General features: G+C 48.4%; 20 protein-coding genes. 16 read left to right on the top strand and 4 right to left on the bottom strand.

The genetic code is table 11. From position 1 onward, the window contains the following. Positions 1-13 precede the first annotated feature (13 nt). Together gcvPA and gcvPB are read left to right on the top strand one after the other, a co-directional pair. Entirely contained in the window at positions 14-1,357 is a 1,344-nt protein-coding gene (gene gcvPA, locus BO53_RS0102165; protein WP_031544983.1) for an aminomethyl-transferring glycine dehydrogenase subunit GcvPA, read from the top strand. After that, positions 1,350-2,831, top strand: coding sequence for an aminomethyl-transferring glycine dehydrogenase subunit GcvPB (gene gcvPB, locus BO53_RS0102160; protein WP_031544981.1), 1,482 nt, complete (start codon positions 1,350-1,352; stop codon positions 2,829-2,831). The genes gcvPA and gcvPB overlap by 8 nt, the downstream gene beginning before the upstream one ends. A gap of 49 nt (positions 2,832-2,880) precedes the next feature. Here the strand turns inward: gcvPB and BO53_RS0102155 are convergent, their stop codons facing one another. Further along, positions 2,881-3,267, bottom strand: coding sequence for a rhodanese-like domain-containing protein (locus tag BO53_RS0102155; protein ID WP_031544979.1), 387 nt, complete (start codon positions 3,265-3,267; stop codon positions 2,881-2,883). 87 nt (positions 3,268-3,354) lie between these two features. Between BO53_RS0102155 and BO53_RS0102150 the strand changes: the two genes are divergently transcribed. After that, entirely contained in the window at positions 3,355-4,188 is an 834-nt protein-coding gene (locus tag BO53_RS0102150) for a lipoate--protein ligase family protein (protein WP_031544977.1), read from the top strand. A 36-nt stretch (positions 4,189-4,224) separates the two neighbouring features. Here the strand turns inward: BO53_RS0102150 and BO53_RS0102145 are convergent, their stop codons facing one another. From BO53_RS0102145 to BO53_RS0102135, 3 genes are read right to left on the bottom strand one after another with little or no spacing between them, the layout of a single operon-like run. Beyond that, positions 4,225-4,449, bottom strand: coding sequence for an SA1362 family protein (locus BO53_RS0102145; protein ID WP_031544975.1), 225 nt, complete (start codon positions 4,447-4,449; stop codon positions 4,225-4,227). Positions 4,450-4,451: 2 nt separating this feature from the next. Next, positions 4,452-5,354, bottom strand: coding sequence for a DUF1385 domain-containing protein (locus tag BO53_RS0102140; RefSeq protein WP_037341599.1), 903 nt, complete (start codon positions 5,352-5,354; stop codon positions 4,452-4,454). A gap of 19 nt (positions 5,355-5,373) precedes the next feature. Beyond that, positions 5,374-5,940, bottom strand: a complete 567-nt coding sequence (locus BO53_RS0102135; RefSeq protein ID WP_031544971.1) for a hypothetical protein — start codon at positions 5,938-5,940, stop codon at positions 5,374-5,376. Positions 5,941-6,122: 182 nt separating this feature from the next. Here BO53_RS0102135 and BO53_RS0102130 point away from each other — a divergent pair, with 182 nt between their 5' ends. The 13 genes from BO53_RS0102130 to recN all read left to right on the top strand — a co-directional run bounded on the left by BO53_RS0102130 (position 6,123) and on the right by recN (position 17,818). Further along, positions 6,123-7,178, top strand: a complete 1,056-nt coding sequence (locus BO53_RS0102130) for a M24 family metallopeptidase (RefSeq protein WP_031544968.1) — start codon at positions 6,123-6,125, stop codon at positions 7,176-7,178. Between the two features lie 28 nt (positions 7,179-7,206). Further along, positions 7,207-7,764 carry an elongation factor P gene (gene efp, locus BO53_RS0102125; protein ID WP_031544967.1) on the top strand — a complete coding sequence of 186 codons (558 nt, stop codon included), beginning with the start codon at positions 7,207-7,209 and terminating at the stop codon, positions 7,762-7,764. 103 nt (positions 7,765-7,867) lie between these two features. Further along, positions 7,868-8,308, top strand: coding sequence for an acetyl-CoA carboxylase biotin carboxyl carrier protein (accB, locus tag BO53_RS0102120; RefSeq protein ID WP_031544965.1), 441 nt, complete (start codon positions 7,868-7,870; stop codon positions 8,306-8,308). Continuing rightward, positions 8,308-9,654, top strand: a complete 1,347-nt coding sequence (gene accC / locus BO53_RS0102115; protein ID WP_031544963.1) for an acetyl-CoA carboxylase biotin carboxylase subunit — start codon at positions 8,308-8,310, stop codon at positions 9,652-9,654. Before accB ends, accC begins: the two co-directional genes overlap by 1 nt. 13 nt (positions 9,655-9,667) lie before the next feature. Next, on the top strand, positions 9,668-10,015 hold the full coding sequence (locus tag BO53_RS0102110; RefSeq protein WP_031544961.1) for an Asp23/Gls24 family envelope stress response protein: 348 nt from the start codon (positions 9,668-9,670) through the stop codon (positions 10,013-10,015). Between the two features lie 26 nt (positions 10,016-10,041). Beyond that, positions 10,042-10,443 (top strand): transcription antitermination factor NusB, encoded by a 402-nt coding sequence (gene nusB, locus BO53_RS0102105; RefSeq protein WP_031544959.1) that lies wholly within the window; start codon positions 10,042-10,044, stop codon positions 10,441-10,443. After that, on the top strand, positions 10,430-11,782 hold the full coding sequence (gene xseA, locus BO53_RS0102100; RefSeq protein ID WP_031544957.1) for an exodeoxyribonuclease VII large subunit: 1,353 nt from the start codon (positions 10,430-10,432) through the stop codon (positions 11,780-11,782). The genes nusB and xseA overlap by 14 nt, the downstream gene beginning before the upstream one ends. Further along, positions 11,763-11,972 carry an exodeoxyribonuclease VII small subunit gene (locus tag BO53_RS0102095; RefSeq protein WP_031544956.1) on the top strand — a complete coding sequence of 70 codons (210 nt, stop codon included), beginning with the start codon at positions 11,763-11,765 and terminating at the stop codon, positions 11,970-11,972. Before xseA ends, BO53_RS0102095 begins: the two co-directional genes overlap by 20 nt. After that, the gene (locus BO53_RS0102090) at positions 11,965-12,843 is read left to right on the top strand and encodes a polyprenyl synthetase family protein (protein WP_031544954.1); all 879 of its coding nucleotides are present in this window, start codon (positions 11,965-11,967) and stop codon (positions 12,841-12,843) included. The genes BO53_RS0102095 and BO53_RS0102090 overlap by 8 nt, the downstream gene beginning before the upstream one ends. Before the next feature lie 90 nt (positions 12,844-12,933). Further along, positions 12,934-14,826 carry a 1-deoxy-D-xylulose-5-phosphate synthase gene (dxs, locus tag BO53_RS0102085; protein WP_031544952.1) on the top strand — a complete coding sequence of 631 codons (1,893 nt, stop codon included), beginning with the start codon at positions 12,934-12,936 and terminating at the stop codon, positions 14,824-14,826. Then, a complete protein-coding gene (locus BO53_RS0102080) occupies positions 14,804-15,595 on the top strand; it encodes a TlyA family RNA methyltransferase (RefSeq protein WP_031544950.1) in 792 nt (263 codons plus the stop codon). Before dxs ends, BO53_RS0102080 begins: the two co-directional genes overlap by 23 nt. Positions 15,596-15,676: 81 nt before the next feature. Then, on the top strand, positions 15,677-16,129 hold the full coding sequence (ahrC, locus tag BO53_RS0102075) for a transcriptional regulator AhrC/ArgR (RefSeq protein WP_031544948.1): 453 nt from the start codon (positions 15,677-15,679) through the stop codon (positions 16,127-16,129). A gap of 15 nt (positions 16,130-16,144) precedes the next feature. Next, positions 16,145-17,818, top strand: coding sequence for a DNA repair protein RecN (gene recN, locus BO53_RS0102070; protein WP_031544946.1), 1,674 nt, complete (start codon positions 16,145-16,147; stop codon positions 17,816-17,818). Positions 17,819-17,827: the final 9 nt, after the last annotated feature.

Below are 17,827 nucleotides of genomic sequence, written 5' to 3'. Positions count from 1 at the left end.
GGGAGTGTATGAATTGAGTCATCGTTATTTACCACTAACTGAAAAAGATAAGAAGGAGATGCTCGATACCATCGGTATCGAAAGCATTTCCGAGCTTTTCGAGGATATCCCTGAGAGTGTGAGGTTCAAAGGGGAGCTCAACCTCAAAGAAAGAAAAAGTGAAACATCTCTGCTGCGTGAACTTGCGAATATCTCCAACAAGAATATCACATCGGAAACCCACGTTTCCTTCCTGGGTGCAGGCGTGTACGATCATTACATTCCTACGGTAGTGGACCATGTCATCTCCCGTTCTGAATTCTATACGGCCTATACACCATACCAGCCGGAAATTTCCCAAGGGGAACTGCAGGCGATTTTCGAATTCCAGACGCTGATTTCAGAGCTTACTGCCATGGATGTTGCAAACTCCTCCATGTATGATGGTCCGACAGCCTTCGCAGAAGCAGCGACAATGGCGGCCGGCCAGACGCGCAAGAAGAAAGTCGTCGTTTCAAAAGGTGTGCACTATCAGGCGATTGAAGTACTTAAATCCTATTGCAAGGCTCAAGGCATCGAAGTAGTGGAAGTCGAACTTGATGGCACCTATACGGACCTTGAAAAGCTGGATGCTGCTTCCGATGAAGATACTGCAGCGGTTATGGTCCAATACCCGAACTTCTTCGGTTCCATCGAGAATCTTGAGGAAATGGAGAAGATTGCCCACAAGCATAAAGGCCTCTTCGTGGTAAACAGCAACCCGCTCGCACTGAGCCTGCTGACACCTCCGGGTGAATTCGGGGCGGATATCGTCACTGGAGATACACAGGTATTCGGTATTCCGACACAGTTCGGCGGCCCGCACTGTGGGTATTTTACAGCAACCAAAAAGCTCATGAGAAAAATGCCGGGCAGACTCGTAGGCCAGACGCAGGATGATGAAGGAAACCGCGGTTTCGTTCTTACCCTCCAGGCGCGTGAACAGCATATCAGAAGAGACAAGGCGACAAGCAACATCTGTTCCAACCAGGCACTGAATGCCCTTGGGTCTTCAGTTGCGATGAGTGCCCTCGGCAAGAACGGTGCTGTGGAAATGGCAGAGCAGAACATACAGAAGACATATTATATGAAGAAACAGATGCAGGATGCAGGCTTCACTGTTCTTGAAGGACAGTCCTTCAACGAATTTGCAGTCAAACTTTCCAAGGATGTCGACGAAATCAACGACGAACTTCTCGAACACGGCTATATCGGTGGCTACAACCTTGGCAAAGTGGATTCCGAACTTGCCAACCACATGCTTATTGCAGTGACAGAATTGCGTACTAAAGAAGAAATAGATGGATTTGTCGAAAGGTTGGGTGAATATAATGCTTAAAGGATCCAGTCCTTTGATTTTTGAAAGAAGCACAGAAGACCGTTTTGCCTATTCTCTTCCTGATCTGGAAGTGGAGAAACAGGACATCAGTGAGATTATAGACAGCAAGTTTATCCGCAAGACGAAGGCGGAACTGCCGGAAATCAGTGAGCTTGATCTGATGCGCCACTATACTGAACTGTCCAATAAAAACCATGGAGTGGACTCCGGTTTCTACCCGCTCGGTTCATGTACGATGAAATATAACCCGAAAATCAATGAAAAAGTGGCGAGAATGCCAGGATTTGCTCTCAGCCACCCATTGCAGAGCGATAAGACAATCCAGGGTTCCCTGGAAATCACATACGACATGCAGGAGCATCTCAAGGAGATCACCGGCATGGACGAGATCACTTTGCAGCCTGCAGCGGGGGCACAGGGCGAGTGGACTGCACTGATGATGATCAAGGCATTCCACGAGGATAATGGCGACTTTAAACGTACGAAAGTCATCGTACCGGATTCCGCACATGGTACAAACCCTGCAAGTGCAGTTGTTGCCGGATTTGAAGCTGTGACTGTGAAATCCAACGATAGAGGTCTTGTGGACATCGATCACCTCAAGAGTCTCGTAGGGGATGACACAGCAGCAATCATGCTGACGAACCCGAACACGCTTGGTCTGTTCGAGGAGGACATCCTCGAAATCCGTGACATCGTCCATGAAGCAGGTGGAAAGCTCTATTATGATGGAGCCAACCTGAATGCGATCATGGCAAAAGTAAGGCCTGGGGACATGGGCTTTGATGCCGTACACCTCAACCTGCACAAGACATTCACCGGCCCTCATGGCGGTGGCGGACCAGGTTCTGGACCAATCGGGGTCAAATCCGAACTTGCCAAGTATCTTCCGAAACCGATCATCGTCAAAAATGATGACGGCTCCTACAAGGTGGAACATGATGTGCCGAAGAGCATCGGACGTGTGAAACCGTTCTTTGGAAACTTTGGAATCTACCTGCGTGCCTATACGTATATCCGTACGATGGGACCGGACGGACTCAAAGAAGTTTCAGAGATTGCCGTACTGAATGCCAACTACATGATGAGGAGGCTCGAAGGTACATTCGAACTGCCTTACAAACAGCACTGTAAACACGAATTCGTCATCAGCGGTTCCAGACAGAAGAAAATGGGGGTGCGTACGCTTGATATGGCAAAACGCCTGCTCGACTTTGGATATCATCCGCCGACAATCTACTTCCCACTCAATGTCGAAGAGTGCATGATGATCGAACCGACAGAAACCGAGTCCAAAGAAACATTGGATGGCTTCGTGGATACACTGCTCGCCATCTCTAAAGAGGCAGAAGAGAACCCGGATATCGTCCTGGAAGCTCCTCATACGACCGTCATTGGCCGTTTGGACGAAACGCAGGCAGCAAGAAAGCCTGTCTTGAGATTCCAGCGTGAAGACATCGTAGAAGAGAAGTAAAACGAAAGGCATCGCGCTCGTACGAGCGCGATGCCTTTTTTATAATGAACTATCTATTTTTCGATTTGATTTTTCCAGTCCATTTGCTGATACCGTTCTTCAGCATGTAGACTTCCGTATAGCCCGCTTTCCTCAGCATTCTTCCTGCTCTGATTGATAGGCGGCCATTCTGGTCATAAAGGTAGATCGGCTTATCTTTCCGAAGTGAATTCATCTTCATTGAAAAATTCATCATCGGTATGTTTCTGGCCCCCATGATATGACCATATTCGTATTTTTCCTTTTCCCTCAAGTCTATCAGCTGGACGCGTCTCAAGTCCTTCTTGAATTCCTCTTCCGGCAGTGCCTTGACACTTTTCATGTTCCTGTAGCCATTCAATACCAGAATCAGTATAACGACGACCGCAGCCAATAGGATGATCAACCAAGTATCCAATTTACATCTCTCCTTAAAAATTTCACATAAGCTTATTATAGAGATGTTTGATATAATTTGAAAGAGAAAAAGATGGGAGAGATCTATATGACAAACAACATTTGGTACTATATCGCAAGTGGAAAAAATGATGCTGTACATAACATGGCCCTCGACGAGCTGCTCATGGAAAAAGTCCGGGCAAAGGAAATTCCGGCTGCCATCCGCCTGTATGAATGGCAGACCCCCACGCTGTCCATCGGCTACTTCCAGAAGATGAGGAAGGAAATCGATGTGGCCCGTGTAAAAGAGTATGGCTATGAGCTCGTGCGTCGTGCCACAGGGGGTCGGGGAGTGCTCCATGACAAAGAACTGACATACAGCGTCGTACTTCCCGAAGACTACCCGGACATGCCCGAATCTGTTACTGAAAGCTATCGCATTCTGTCGCATGGCCTGCTCGAGGGGTTCAGAAACCTGGGACTCGAAGCCTATTTCAGCATACCGCGAACGAACGAAGAAAAGAAGGAGCTGACGAATATACGGAGCAGTGTGTGCTTTGATACGCCGAGCTGGTATGAACTCGTCGTCGAAGGGCGCAAAATTGCCGGAAGTGCCCAGACAAGACAGAACGGCATCATCATGCAGCACGGTTCTATACTGCTGGATGTCGACATCGACCACCTATTTGACATGTTTACATATACGAATGAGAGATTCAAAAGCAAGATGAAAGAAGCTTTCAGGGAAAAGGCGGTCGCAATCAACGAAATCAGCAATAGACGCTTTACGGTACAGGACCTTTATCCTGCCTTCAAAGAAGGCTTCGAAAAAGGGCTCAGCATCACAACCGAGCCATACACCCTTACATCAGATGATGAAGCGCGGCTTGAAGAGCTCAAGAAGAAGTATGCTTCAGATGAATGGAACTATAAAAGATAAAAATAAGACAAAAAAACCGCTCAGTGAGCGGTTTTTTTATCGGTTCGTTTTCCTGTATTTCCTTTTGGACTTCCTCAACGCCTTTTTATATTTTCTCTGGCTTGGCGTGAGTATGAAGAAGTAGTAGACACCATACATGATCAGACCAATTACCAGCAGGAATATGAGGGAGTTGACGATCATGCCCATGAAGTAATCCAGGTTTGTTATCAGACCCAGCGCTGCAATGGCAAGCACTAGATACAACAGGAACTTTTTCATTATCATACGCTCCTTAATAATTTGTTGAAAGATTTGATTGCAACTTCGACCTGATGGTCATCGGGTTGCTTGGTTGTCAGAAGCTGAAGCAGCAGCCCTGGTATGCCCAGCCACTTGAGGACGGGGATGTTCCTCACACGGTTCGTGAACTGGAGGAATTCAAATGAAAGACCAATCACAACCGGAATGAGTGCAATGCGGTTAAGTACCCTGACATAGAGGGGGTCGACAGGCACGAACATATACACTACAAAGCCGACGAGTACAGTAAAGAGTATGAAGGAGCTTCCACACCGGTAATGCAGGCGTGAGTGTGCCTTTACGTTGTCAACGGTCAGCTCACTGTCGCTTTCAAAAGTGTTGATCACCTTATGTTCTGCGCCATGGTACTGGAACAGCCTCCGTATCATGGGAGTCATAGAAATTGCATAGATGTAGACAAGCAGCAGGATCAGCTTGAAGAAGGATTCCAAAAACACCTGACCGATATGCGATGTGACGATTCCAGAAAACACTTCAGCAATGAAGACCGGAATCAGTGTAAAGAGGAATTTCCCGACAAGGAATGACAGTATTCCCACTATGACTGTGGAGAAGACGATTTTTGCCGTATTCGCCTCCTGCTTCTCCTGTTCGATCTTCCCATCATCTTCCGGATCCCTTTCATAACGGTCCGTCGCAAACTCCATGTGCTTCATTCCATAGATGCTCGACTCGATGAGTGCCACATTACCTCTCACTATCGGTATCTTCTTTAGTTTCTTCACCCATTCCTTCTCAGGACGTTCCATTTCAAAGTACTCTATATCATCGTTGCTCCGGCGGATTGCAGTCACCATTTTGTTCTGTGACTGGAACATGACGCCTTCGACCACTGCCTGGCCACCGAATTTCGGTTTATCCATTTTTCGACGCTTCTTTCTATCAATAGTATTCGTGTGCACTGCGCAATTGCTCGAGCCCCTGTTCATACAGTGCAGGATTGGAGGATGCGATGCCGTTCGCCAGCGTATCGAGCGCTGTCCTTATCTCACCATTGGCAATCTGGATGGCACTATGCTGCCGTTCGAGATACTCATCAAGTTCTACACCGGAAGCATTTTCATCATATGACTCCATGGCTTTAATCATATCTGATGATATTTCTTCAAACTCCGATTCCATGTCCGCCAAGTCTTCACTGTCGCTGTCTCCGGACATCAGCTTGTCCATTTCAGAGAGGCTTTGTTCCATATCGTCTGCATACTGCGAGACGATGTCGACATAACTGTTGATGTCGGGGTTGCCGATTACAGACTTCATTTTGGAAATATCCTCCTTCAGAGCTTCCAGACGCTGGGTGTTCTTCTGAAGGTTGACTTCTTCGGTCTGCAGAATGCCTTTCAGTTCCTCGTTGCGCTCATTTGCCTGTTCGAGCTCCTGTTCAATTGAGGGATCCCCGCATGCACTCAGAACCAGTGCAGCCAGAGGTATATATAACATACGTTTCATAGTCTCATTCTCCTGTATCTCATTGTATTATATTATCATGTTATTATGAAAGATGATATTCATTTGCAAATGAAACGCTCCATTGGAAGAATATTTGCCCAGATTCAAATTGGAAGCAACGCTTTACTGAAATCATCATGAATTTAATGTAAAATATAGTTTGAAAGGTGGAGTAGATGCAAATGATTAAATTTGATAAAGTCAGAACCCTGATCGAAAAGAACAACCTTGACGCCGTACTCATAATGAGCGGATACAACCGGCGCTACCTCACAGGATTCACCGGTTCCAGCGGCGCTGCAATCATTACGCGTGAGGACCGCTTTCTCCTGTCCGATTTCAGATACAAAGCACAGGCTGCAAACCAGGCCGACCAGTTCGAATTCGTCCTTCAGGATAAGGGGCTCCTTGATTTCATCATTGAATTCATGGAAGAAAAAGGGCTTGGAACAATCGGCTTTGAAGGCCAGCATGTAAACTATAATACTTATGCACAACTGGACACGAAATTCGATCTTGTGCCGCTGAACAATGAAATCGAAAAGATCCGGATGTATAAGACATCGGACGAGGTTTCATTGATAAGGACAGCATGTGAAATCGCTGACGAAACATACGAACACATTCTGAAATTCATCAAACCCGGCCAGAGTGAACTCGAGGTGAGGAATGAACTCGAGCACCATATGCGCAAGCTTGGTGCAGAAGGTTCGAGCTTCGATATCATAGTGGCCAGTGGAGAGCGGGGGGCATTGCCCCATGGTGTCGCTTCCGGCAAAAAAATTGAAACCGGGGACATGGTGACGCTCGACTTCGGCGCATACTACGAGGGCTATGCTTCCGACATCACAAGGTCATTTGGTGTCGGATCTGTGACAGAAGAAATGGAAAAGGTGCATGATATTGTGTTAACATCACAATTGGCCGCATTGGATAAAATCAGGAGCGGCATGACAGGCAGGGAGGCCGATGCCATTGCCCGTGATATCATTACGGAGCAGGGCTACGGCGAAAACTTCGGACATTCTCTCGGCCATGGCTTTGGCCTTGAGGTCCATGAGATGCCTGGACTGGCCAAGTCCAGCGACATGGTTCTTGAAAAGGATATGTGCGTGACGGTCGAACCGGGCATCTATATCGATGGTGTCGGCGGTGTCCGCATAGAAGATGACTGCATTATTACTGAAGAAGGTCTTGAGAAACTTTCCCACAGCAGTAAAGAACTTTTCATTATATAACACAAAGTGGAAATTTAGGAGGAATAGCATGATTTCAGTCAACGATTTTAAAACAGGTCTTACAGTGGAAGTGGATGGCGGCATTTGGAGAGTGGTAGATTTCCAGCATGTCAAACCGGGCAAAGGTGCTGCATTCGTAAGAAGCAAGCTCAGGAACCTCAGAACCGGCGCCATCCAGGAGAAGACATTCCGGGCAGGAGAAAAGGTCGGCAGGGCACAGATCGACAATAGGAAGATGCAGTACCTATACGCAGATGGAGATGCCCATGTGTTCATGGACAACAACACATACGACCAGGTTGAACTCCAGGCTTCAGTCATACAGGAGGAGCTGAAATATCTCAAGGAGAACATGAACGTCTCCCTGATCATGTACGAAGGCGAGACGCTTGGTGTCGAACTTCCGAAATCGGTGGAACTGCAGGTTTCTGAAACAGAGCCGGGCATCAAGGGGGATACGGCAAGCGGTGCGACAAAATCCGCAACGCTCGAGACGGGCCTCGTGCTCCAGGTGCCGCTGTTCGTCAATGAGGGGGATACGCTGGTCATCAGTACGGATACCGGCAATTATGTGTCCCGCGCATAAAAATGAAAGCAGATTTCGGTCTGCTTTTATTTTTTCCTTGAATTGGTATGACCACTTGCGTAAAATATAAGACAGAAATTTTGAATGTTAAGGAGCAGTAGACATGAAACTGGAATATATTGATGAACTGATTAGCAAAATGGAAAAGGCATCACTGACGGAGCTCTCCTACAAGGATGGCGAAGTGGATATCAAGTTGAAACGTGACAGCATGAATGAACAGCAGCAGCAGCATACTGTTGCACCCGTCTCCGCCGCGCCGCAGCAACCACAGCCGGCACAGAGTACGGAACCCGCTCCACAGGAAGAGGGCAAGGTCATCAAAGCCCCTATGGTCGGTACATTCTACAAAGCTTCCTCCCCGGAAGCCGAAGCCTATGTAAAGGTCGGCGACAAAGTGGAGAACTCTACTGTCGTATGTATTCTGGAAGCAATGAAACTGTTCAACGAAATTCAGGCTGAAATTTCCGGTGAAATCGTCGAAATCCTCGTCGAAGACGGAGAAATGGTTGAATACGACCAGCCATTGTTCAGAGTACGATGATTAAGAAGATACTAGTAGCCAACCGCGGGGAGATTGCCGTACGCATCATCAGAGCCTGCACGGAATTGGGCATCGACTCGGTCAGTATATATTCTGAAGCAGACAAGGACAGCCTTCACCGGAAAATCGCCACTGAATCCTACTGCATCGGACCCAAGCTCTCCAAGGATAGCTACCTCGACATGATCAGCATAATCACCATCGCCAAAAAGACCGGATGCGATGCCATCCACCCAGGGTATGGCTTCCTTGCAGAGAACAGCGACTTTGCTGAAATGTGTGAAGCCTCAAATATCATATTCATTGGCCCGATGCATGAAACCATCGCGCTCATGGGTGTCAAGGATGTTGCCAAGGATACGATGAAAAAGGCAGGCGTTCCGACCGTTCCCGGGAGCGAAGGTGTAGTCGGGTCTGTTGAAGATGCGAAGGAGATTGCCGAGGAGATTGGATACCCCGTCATCATCAAGGCAAGCTACGGCGGGGGAGGCAAGGGCATCCGTGTCGCACGTGACGAAGCCTCACTCATCCAGAACTACAAGATGACCGAGCAGGAGGCGGAGAGTGCCTTCGGCAACAAGAGTCTCTATATTGAAAAGTATATTGAGAATTTCCGCCACATCGAAATCCAGGTGCTCGGCGACTATCACGGAAACGTCGTCCATCTGGGCGAGCGTGACTGTACCATCCAGCGCCGCATGCAAAAGCTTGTGGAAGAGGCCCCAAGCCCGGTCCTCTCAGAACAGAAAAGAATGGAAATGGGTGATACTGCAGTGACGGCCGCCAAAAGCATCGACTATATCGGTGCCGGCACAATCGAATTCATCTATGATCTGAATGAGGACCGTTTCTATTTCATGGAGATGAACACACGCATCCAGGTCGAACACCCCGTTACAGAAATGATCACGGGCATAGACCTTGTCAAGATGCAGATAAAGATCGCCAGAAGGGAAGCAATTCCCTTCAAACAGGAAGAAATCGAATTTAAGGGTCATGCCATTGAACTGCGCATCAATGCCGAAAATCCATACAAGAATTTCATGCCATCGGCAGGGAAGATCCACGAATTCATCACACCCGGCGGCTTCGGTGTCAGACTTGACTCGGCATGCTATTCGGGGTACGTCATCCCGCCGTACTATGATTCGATGATCGCCAAACTCATCACACACGCCGATTCCAGAGAAGAAGCCATTCAGACGGCCCTCCGTGCGCTTGGTGAATTCAAGATCGGCGGGGTGGATACGACCATCCCATTCCATACGAATCTGCTGCTCCACCAATCATTCAGATCGAATGATTATAATACTGATTTCCTGTCAAATCATGATATAATGAATTGACGAGGTGGTTAACATGAGAATTCAAGAAGACAAGACAAATCTTGGAAAAATAGAAATATCACCAGAGGTACTCGAGGTAATTGCCAGTATTGCAGTGACTGAGACTGATGGTGTGCATGCGTTGCAGAACAACTTTGCCAGTGGAAACTTCGAAAAGATCGGCAAGAAGTACAGAGGCCGCGGCGTAAAGGTGGAAACCAAGGACAATGAAGTCAGAATCTCCATCTATGTTTCTCTTTCCACACATCGTAACGTCCATGAGACCGCCGAGCACATTCAGAAGAATGTCAGCCAGACGATACGGAACATGACGGATCATGATGTCAAAGAAGTCAATGTACACATCGTAAATATTAAATAAAAGAAAACATTAGATAGGTGTTAATAATGAACAGACACGAGCAACGTAAAAAAATCTTCCAGATCATCTTCCAGGTCGATCACGGTCTGGTCACGCTGGAGGAGACTGCATTCCATCCTCTCTATAGGGAATACGACTACATCAATACGATAGTGGACTATTACCTCGAGAACAGTGAAACGGTGAATGCCGGCATAAGGGATCATCTGACCAACTATACGCTTGAAAGGATTCCGAAGGTCGAGCGCAATATTCTGAGAACGGCAATTTCGGAGCTGCTTCATGGTGATTCCCCACACCGGGTTGTCATCAATGAAGCGATACTTCTGACCAAACTGTACGGGGAGAAGGATGGTTACCGTTTTGTCAACGGCGTTTTGAAAAACTTCATCACGGAAACGGATGAGCAATCCAATGGAGAACACTAAGTATCTTACTGTCGGTGCACTGACCAAATATCTCAAATATAAATTCGACCAGGACCCGTATCTCACACGGGTCTTTCTAAAAGGTGAACTTTCAAACGTGAAGCACCATACAAGCGGTCATATATTCTTTGCGCTCAAGGATGGAAATTCTGTCATCCGTGCCATCATGTTTTCAAGATATGCGAACGGAATGAGATTCAAGCCGGAGGAGGGCCAGAGCGTCCTTATAGAAGGCAGGGTCAGCATATTTGAATCCAGTGGCCAGTATCAGATCTATGCCGAAAAAATGGAGATGGATGGCATTGGCATCCTGTTTGAACAGCTGGAGAAGGACAAGAAGCAACTTGCCGAACAGGGTTATTTCGCCGAGGAGCACAAAAAGCCCTTGCCCAAATACCCGAGGCGGATCACCATCGTCAGTTCCGAAACAGGGGCTGCCATAAGGGATATGATTACGACACTGTCAAGGCGATACCCACTCGTGGAAGTTACTGTCATCAACACTCTGATGCAGGGGACGAGGAGCAGACAGGCAGTGATCGACAATCTGGAGCATGCCGATGCGCTCGGGAATGACATCGTCATCCTGGCACGTGGCGGAGGATCAATAGAGGACCTCTGGACTTTCAACGAAAAAGAAGTCGCGTTGAAGGTCTTCGGCATGACTACACCCGTCATAACCGGTATCGGACATGAAACCGATACGACCCTGGTGGACTATATTTCGGATGTGAGGGCGCCGACGCCTACAGCAGCAGCTGAAATGGCGGTGCCTGATCAGAGGGACATCAGGGAAAGACTGGTCCAGAGCCGGAACTTCATATCAGACCGTCTATCCAGGAAGCTGGATATGGGCAGAAGCCGTCTCGATGCACTCAGCAGCTATTATAAGCTTAAGAATCCGGATCTGCTGTACGATCAGCAGGCGGAAAAGCTCGTCACCCTGAAAGACGGGCTTGACGACAAGATGGAATATTCCATGAGGGAAAAGAGCTACCGTCTCTCCGCCCTGAAGGAGGGCGTTAAATACAATACGCCCGGCCCTGACATCAGAAGAAACATTGAGATACTGGAAGACCGGGAGGCCCGCCTCAACCGTTCCATAAAAATAAGAATGGACAATTCGAAGCACAGCCTTACCCGGATGGTCGAAAGCCTGAACTCGCTGAGTCCAACCAATGTACTTCTGCGGGGGTATTCATTTACCACGGGCAAGGACGGCATCATTAAAGATGCAGGCGACCTCAAAACCGGGGACGAGATTCAGACGACTTTTGCAAGTGGAAGCATTGTATCGAAAGTGACAGAGGTGAACGAAGATGACAGAAACCAAAAGTGAAACATTCGAAGATAAGATGAAGCATCTGGAGCACATCGTGAAGCAGCTTGATGAAGACGAAGTTTCCCTCGAGGAGTCCCTCAAGCTCTATCAGAAGGGTGTAGAATTAACTGCAGAGTGCGAAAAGATATTAAAGGATGCCGAACTGAAAGTCGAAACCTTGAACCGCAAGGGAGCAGATGATGAATAGAAACATGCAGGGGTATCTTGAGGAAACTGAAGCCCGCATCCTGTCGCATCTCGAAGGCAATCATGTATCAGACACCATCCGGGTCGCCAGCAGCTATTCTGTAAAGGCGGGCGGAAAGAAATTCCGTCCCTATCTTCTCTTTGCCACACTGGAAGCTTTGGGGAAGGATCCCATGCAGGGCATCCATGCAGCCGCGGCCATCGAAATGATCCATACCTACTCCCTCATCCATGATGATCTGCCTGCCATGGATGATGACGATTATAGGCGGGGCAAGCCCACCAACCATAAGGTGTTCGGTGAGGCGGCAGCCATCCTGGCGGGGGACACCCTTCTTACCGAAAGCTTCAGCGTCATGGCTTCTGATGAGGCGATTTCTGCGGAAAAACGTCTCGCCATCATCAGTCGGCTTGCATCAAAAGCTGGTTTCAACGGCATGATCGGCGGACAGATGCTGGATATAGAAGCCGAAGGGGAAGAGATCAGTTTCCGTCAGCTCGAACATATCCATCAGTACAAGACCGGCCAGCTGATCATGCTGCCCGTAGAGTGTGCATGCATCATTGCAGACGCTCCCGGGGAAATTATGGATCGGCTGCTCGAGTTTGCAGAAAAATTGGGCATCCTTTTCCAGATCAGGGATGACATACTCGATGTAGAGGGTGATATGGCTGTTACAGGCAAGCAGTCGGGCAGTGATGAACGGAAGAACAAGATGACATACGTCAGCACCTATGGGCTTGAAGGTGCCCATCAGGAACTTTCAAACCTGACAGATAGTGCCGGCGGAATACTCGATGACCTGTCCGGAAAGATCAATATTCAGGAACTTCATAACGTATTGCAGATGTTTGCAGTCAGAGATCAATGATAATTCATATTCATGAATTATCATTTTTATTTTTTCCCTGTTGATAAAAGTGGTATAATTGGCATTAGCAAATTTAAAGGTGGTTGCTATATGAATCTATATAGTATAAAAGATCCATCATTTTTGAAACAGAAGAATGATGAGGAACTAAAAATACTGGCACAGGATGTAAGGGAATTTCTGATCCAGTCATGTTCGAGGACAGGCGGCCACATCGGAGCCAACCTTGGCGTAGTGGAACTGACAATTGCCCTGCATAAGCATTTCGATTCGCCAGATGACCGACTGATTTTCGATGTGGGCCATCAGGCATATATTCATAAGATTCTGACCGGCCGAATCAGTGAATTTGAGACGCTCAGACAATATAAAGGATTGTGCGGATTTCCGAAAATGCGCGAATCCGACCATGATGTCTGGGAGGCGGGTCATTCTTCCACCAGTTTATCAGCAGCCATGGGCATCGCAAAAGCGCGCGATATAAAAGGAGAGGGGCACCATGTCGTTCCCGTCATCGGAGACGGGGCATTGACAGGTGGCATGGCCCTCGAGGCCCTCAACCATATCGGCTCTGACAGAACAGACATGACCATTATTCTGAACGATAATGAAATGAGTATCGCACCAAATGTAGGGGCGATGCATAACATGCTCGGCAGAATGCGTACGAACACGCAGTACAACAGGGTCAAGCACGATATTGAAGATTTTCTGAACCGGCTGCCGCAGGTCGGTGCGAGACTCAGGGACATGGCGGACAGGATAAAGGACAGCATGAAGTACCTCGTCGTCGATGGTGTGTTTTTCGAGGAGCTCGGCATCAAGTATATCGGGCCGGTGGATGGACATGATTTTGAGGAGCTTTCCAACGCCATCAACATTTCGAAGGATTACAAAGGGCCGGTGGTCGTCCATGTCATTACCAAGAAGGGCAAGGGTTACCATCCGGCTGAAGATGACAAACTCGGCAAATGGCATGGACTCGGACCATACAAAATAGATACAGGAGAGGTTCTGGGCAGCAAATCCACGCCGTCCTGGAGTGAGTTCATGTCCAATACCGTGCTGGAACGCGCCAAAAAGGACGAGCGGATTGTTGCACTGACACCTGCCATGCCTGTCGGCAGCAAGCTCACGAAGTTCCAGAATGAACTGCCCGAACGCTTCTTTGATGTCGGCATCGCCGAACAGCATGCAGTCACCATGTCGGGTGGTCTGGCAGCAAGCGGCATGCGCCCGTACCTTGCAATATATTCTACATTCCTGCAGCGGGGATATGATCAGTTGCTGCATGATGTGGACCGTCAGAACCTGAACGTCTTCTTGGGCATAGACCGGAGCGGTCTGGTCGGCGCTGATGGGGAAACCCACCAGGGGGTCTTTGACATCAGTTTCATCTCCCCATTGCCGAACATGACCCTGATGATGCCTAAGGATGAGATTGAAGCGGAACAGATGATCGACTTCGCCTTTGAACATGAAGGCCCCGTCGCCCTCAGGTATCCGCGTGGCAATATCAAAGGCATCGAAGCGCCTGAGCCGCGTGGAGCCTTGGAATATGGCAGTTGGGAAACGGTAGTGGAAGGAGATGATCTTTCCATCATCTCCTTCGGCCCTACGCTGGACCTCGCGATAGACGCAGCAGTGGCACTTAAGGAGACGGGCGTCAATGCCGAAGTCATCAATGCCCGGTTCATCAAGCCGATGGATGAGGAGATGCTCCAGTCGATTGGATATTCCGGCAGACCCATCCTCACAGTCGAGGAAACCATGCTCAATGGTGGACTTGGGAGCATGATCGCTGCCTTCATGGCAGACCATGGTTTCAAGAACAGCATCAGAAGGATCGGCATCGACAATGAATATGTCGAGCATGGGGATGTCAATAAGCTGCTTGAAGACATCGGCATCACGACAGATAACATCATCCTGCAGTCCAAGACACTTATGGAGTGGGAAAATGAAAAAGAAATCAAGAATTGATGACTACCTCCATCAAAACTTCAATCTGGGCACACTGGAGGAGGTCAGACGGATTGTCATGGCCGGAAAAGTGCTGAACAACAACCAGCCGGTCTATAAACCTTCCGAAATCATTGACATCACGAAAGCCGATGTACGGTTCAAGAATATTAAGCCCTATGTCTCCAGAGGGGGCATCAAGCTGGATCACGCAGTGAAATCTTTTGGCATCGATCTTTCGGACAAGGTGGTGACCGATATCGGCAGCTCCACGGGTGGGTTTACAGACTGCGCCCTGCAGAAGGGGGCCATACATGTTTATGCAGTGGATGTCGGTACGAACCAGCTGGATTACAGGCTGCGCACCGACGACCGTGTAACTGTGATGGAACAGACGAATTTCAAAGATACACAATCATCTGATTTCATACAGCTGCCCGGCATATTCACGATAGATGTATCGTTCACCTCCATCGTTCCGATATTGCGGCATATCATCCATCTGTTCGACCACGAATATGACATTGTCGCTCTGATCAAGCCTCAGTTCGAATCCTACCTTGAAGAGAGGGAAGAGAGCGGCATCATCACATCCAAGGAAACGCATGAAAATGTAATACACCGCGTACTCGCCGAATGTGAAGGCCTCGGCCTTTCAGCGGCAGGCCTCGACCGTTCTCCCATTACAGGAACCAAAGGGAACACCGAGTACCTGCTTTACCTGAAATATGGTGAAGAGGCCGGAGCATCCATAGAAGAAGAGGACATTCAGCATAGTGTTTATGGCTGATGTCCTTTTTTATGTTACACACACCCATTTTGTGATATTATATGTATAAATATACAAAAGGGGTACGCGAGGAGGACAAGCATGTCAAATAAATCAATTCGACAGATAAAGATCAGGGAAATCATCACCAATAGCAAAGTCGAGACCCAAGAGGACCTGGTGGAGCGGCTGAACGAATACAACTTCAATGTCACGCAAGCTACGGTATCCCGGGATATCAAGGAACTCCAGCTCATCAAAGTGCCGACGCCGAGCGGCTCCTATGTCTACAGCATGCCAAAAGATCGGAAGTTCCACCCTCTGGAAAAACTGGGCAGGTATCTCATGGACAGCTTCGTAAAGCTGGATTATACCGATAATCTGTTGGTATTAAAGACCTTGCCCGGGAATGCCCAATCAATTGGTGCCATCATCGACCAGCTTGAATGGGAGGAAGTCGTCGGCACAATCTGCGGTGATGATACATGTCTGATGATATGCAGAAGCGAAGAAGCGCAGAAGGAAATCAGGGATCGGATATTCAATTTGATCTAAATTGGAGTGTTTAATTTGCTCATACGTCTAAACATTAAAAACCTGGCAGTCCTCAAAGACATAGAACTGGATTTTGACAGCGGACTCACTGTCATATCCGGTGAATCCGGTGCCGGGAAATCAATGATCATCGAGGCAATCAGATATCTCTATGGGAAACGTGCATCCGTCGAGGATATCCGTCACGAAACAGAGGGTGCCGTCATTGAAGGCGTCTTTGACTTTCCGGAATCCGGCAAGATGCAGCAACTGCTCGCAAAGAATGATATTGAGGAGGACGAGCTCTATATCGTCAGAAGGGAAGTCATGCAGAACCGCAAGAGCATCATCAAGATAAATTCCCATATGATTACTCTCGGCGCCCTCAAGGAAATCATGAATGAAGTCGTCAGCATCCATTCACAGTCCTCCCAGTCGGAAGCGCTCGAGCACAGCATGCACATAAGGTATCTCGACCGCTATATCGACGTGAAGGACAGGGTGGCTTTCGGAAAGTACCAGGACAGCTTCGAGCGTTTCAAAGCACTTGAAGAAAGAATCAGGGAACTCGAATACAAGGACAAGAACAGGGTCCAGCAGCTGCAGATGTACCAGCACCAGTACGAAGAACTCGCAGCCATGGAGCTCGAGGCGGGGGAGGAAGAGAAACTCGAAGAGGAAATAAGCTATCTCGACAACTTCGAAAAGATCAACAATACGCTTTCCCTGATCCATGCACAGCTCAGTTCCGAGTATGCACCGCAGACACTGTTATATGACATCCACAGCCATATCGAAACACTGTCCAACTTCGACGAAAGCTATAGGGAATTTGGTGACACGGTGCTTGAAGCCTACCACCTGCTGAATGAGCTCGACAGCAGGGTGGGGAGTGATCTGTCTACTCTCGACTACGATGAAGAAAGCCTCAATATGAAGCAGGCACGCCTCTCGAGCCTCAATTCTCTGAAGCGCAAGTACAACAAGACGCTGGATGAACTGATCGAATACAGAAGTGTGCTGGCAGATGACATCGAACAGCTCGAGAATATCGCCCAGTCTTTCGATGCCCTGGAAAAGGAAAAGGCGGAAATGATGAAGCAGATGGAGCAGTATGCCAAGGACCTGCACGGCTACAGGTTGGAACAGAAGCATTTCCTTGAAAACAGGATAAAGAAGGAACTCCAGGATCTGGATATGCCTGAAGCCGACTTTGAAATCAGCGTCAAGGAGACGACATTCGACTCGCGCGGGTATTCCGGCGTCGAATTCCTCATCTCCACCAATGCAGGGGAGCCGCTCAAAGCCATGAACCGCATTGCTTCAGGCGGTGAAATCGCACGGGTGATGCTCGCGCTCCGGACAATCTTCACGGAGTTCGATGCACAGAGCATGCTGATCCTTGATGAGATTGATACGGGGGTAAGCGGCTTCGTGGCAACACGTATGGCAGAAAAGATGCAGCTCCTGTCCAAGACGCGGCAGGTCATTTCAATCTCACACCTGCCCCAGGCAGCCGCGCTCGCTGACCATCACCTCTATGTATCCAAGGAGACGGCCGACCAGCGGACGGCATCAAGTGCCAGCTATCTTAATGCTGATGACCATGTCTATGAGATAGCGAGGATGCTCAGCGGATCCGATATTACAGACGCAGCACTGGAAAATGCGAAGACATTGATAGCAGCAAAAAATAAAGAGACGAATTGACCACAATTC

The sequence above is a fragment of the Salinicoccus luteus DSM 17002 genome (assembly GCF_000712035.1).
Classification (GTDB): domain Bacteria; phylum Bacillota; class Bacilli; order Staphylococcales; family Salinicoccaceae; genus Salinicoccus; species Salinicoccus luteus.
Note: the sequence above shows the minus strand (reverse complement) of the source record. Positions and strands in the feature narration are given on the sequence as shown.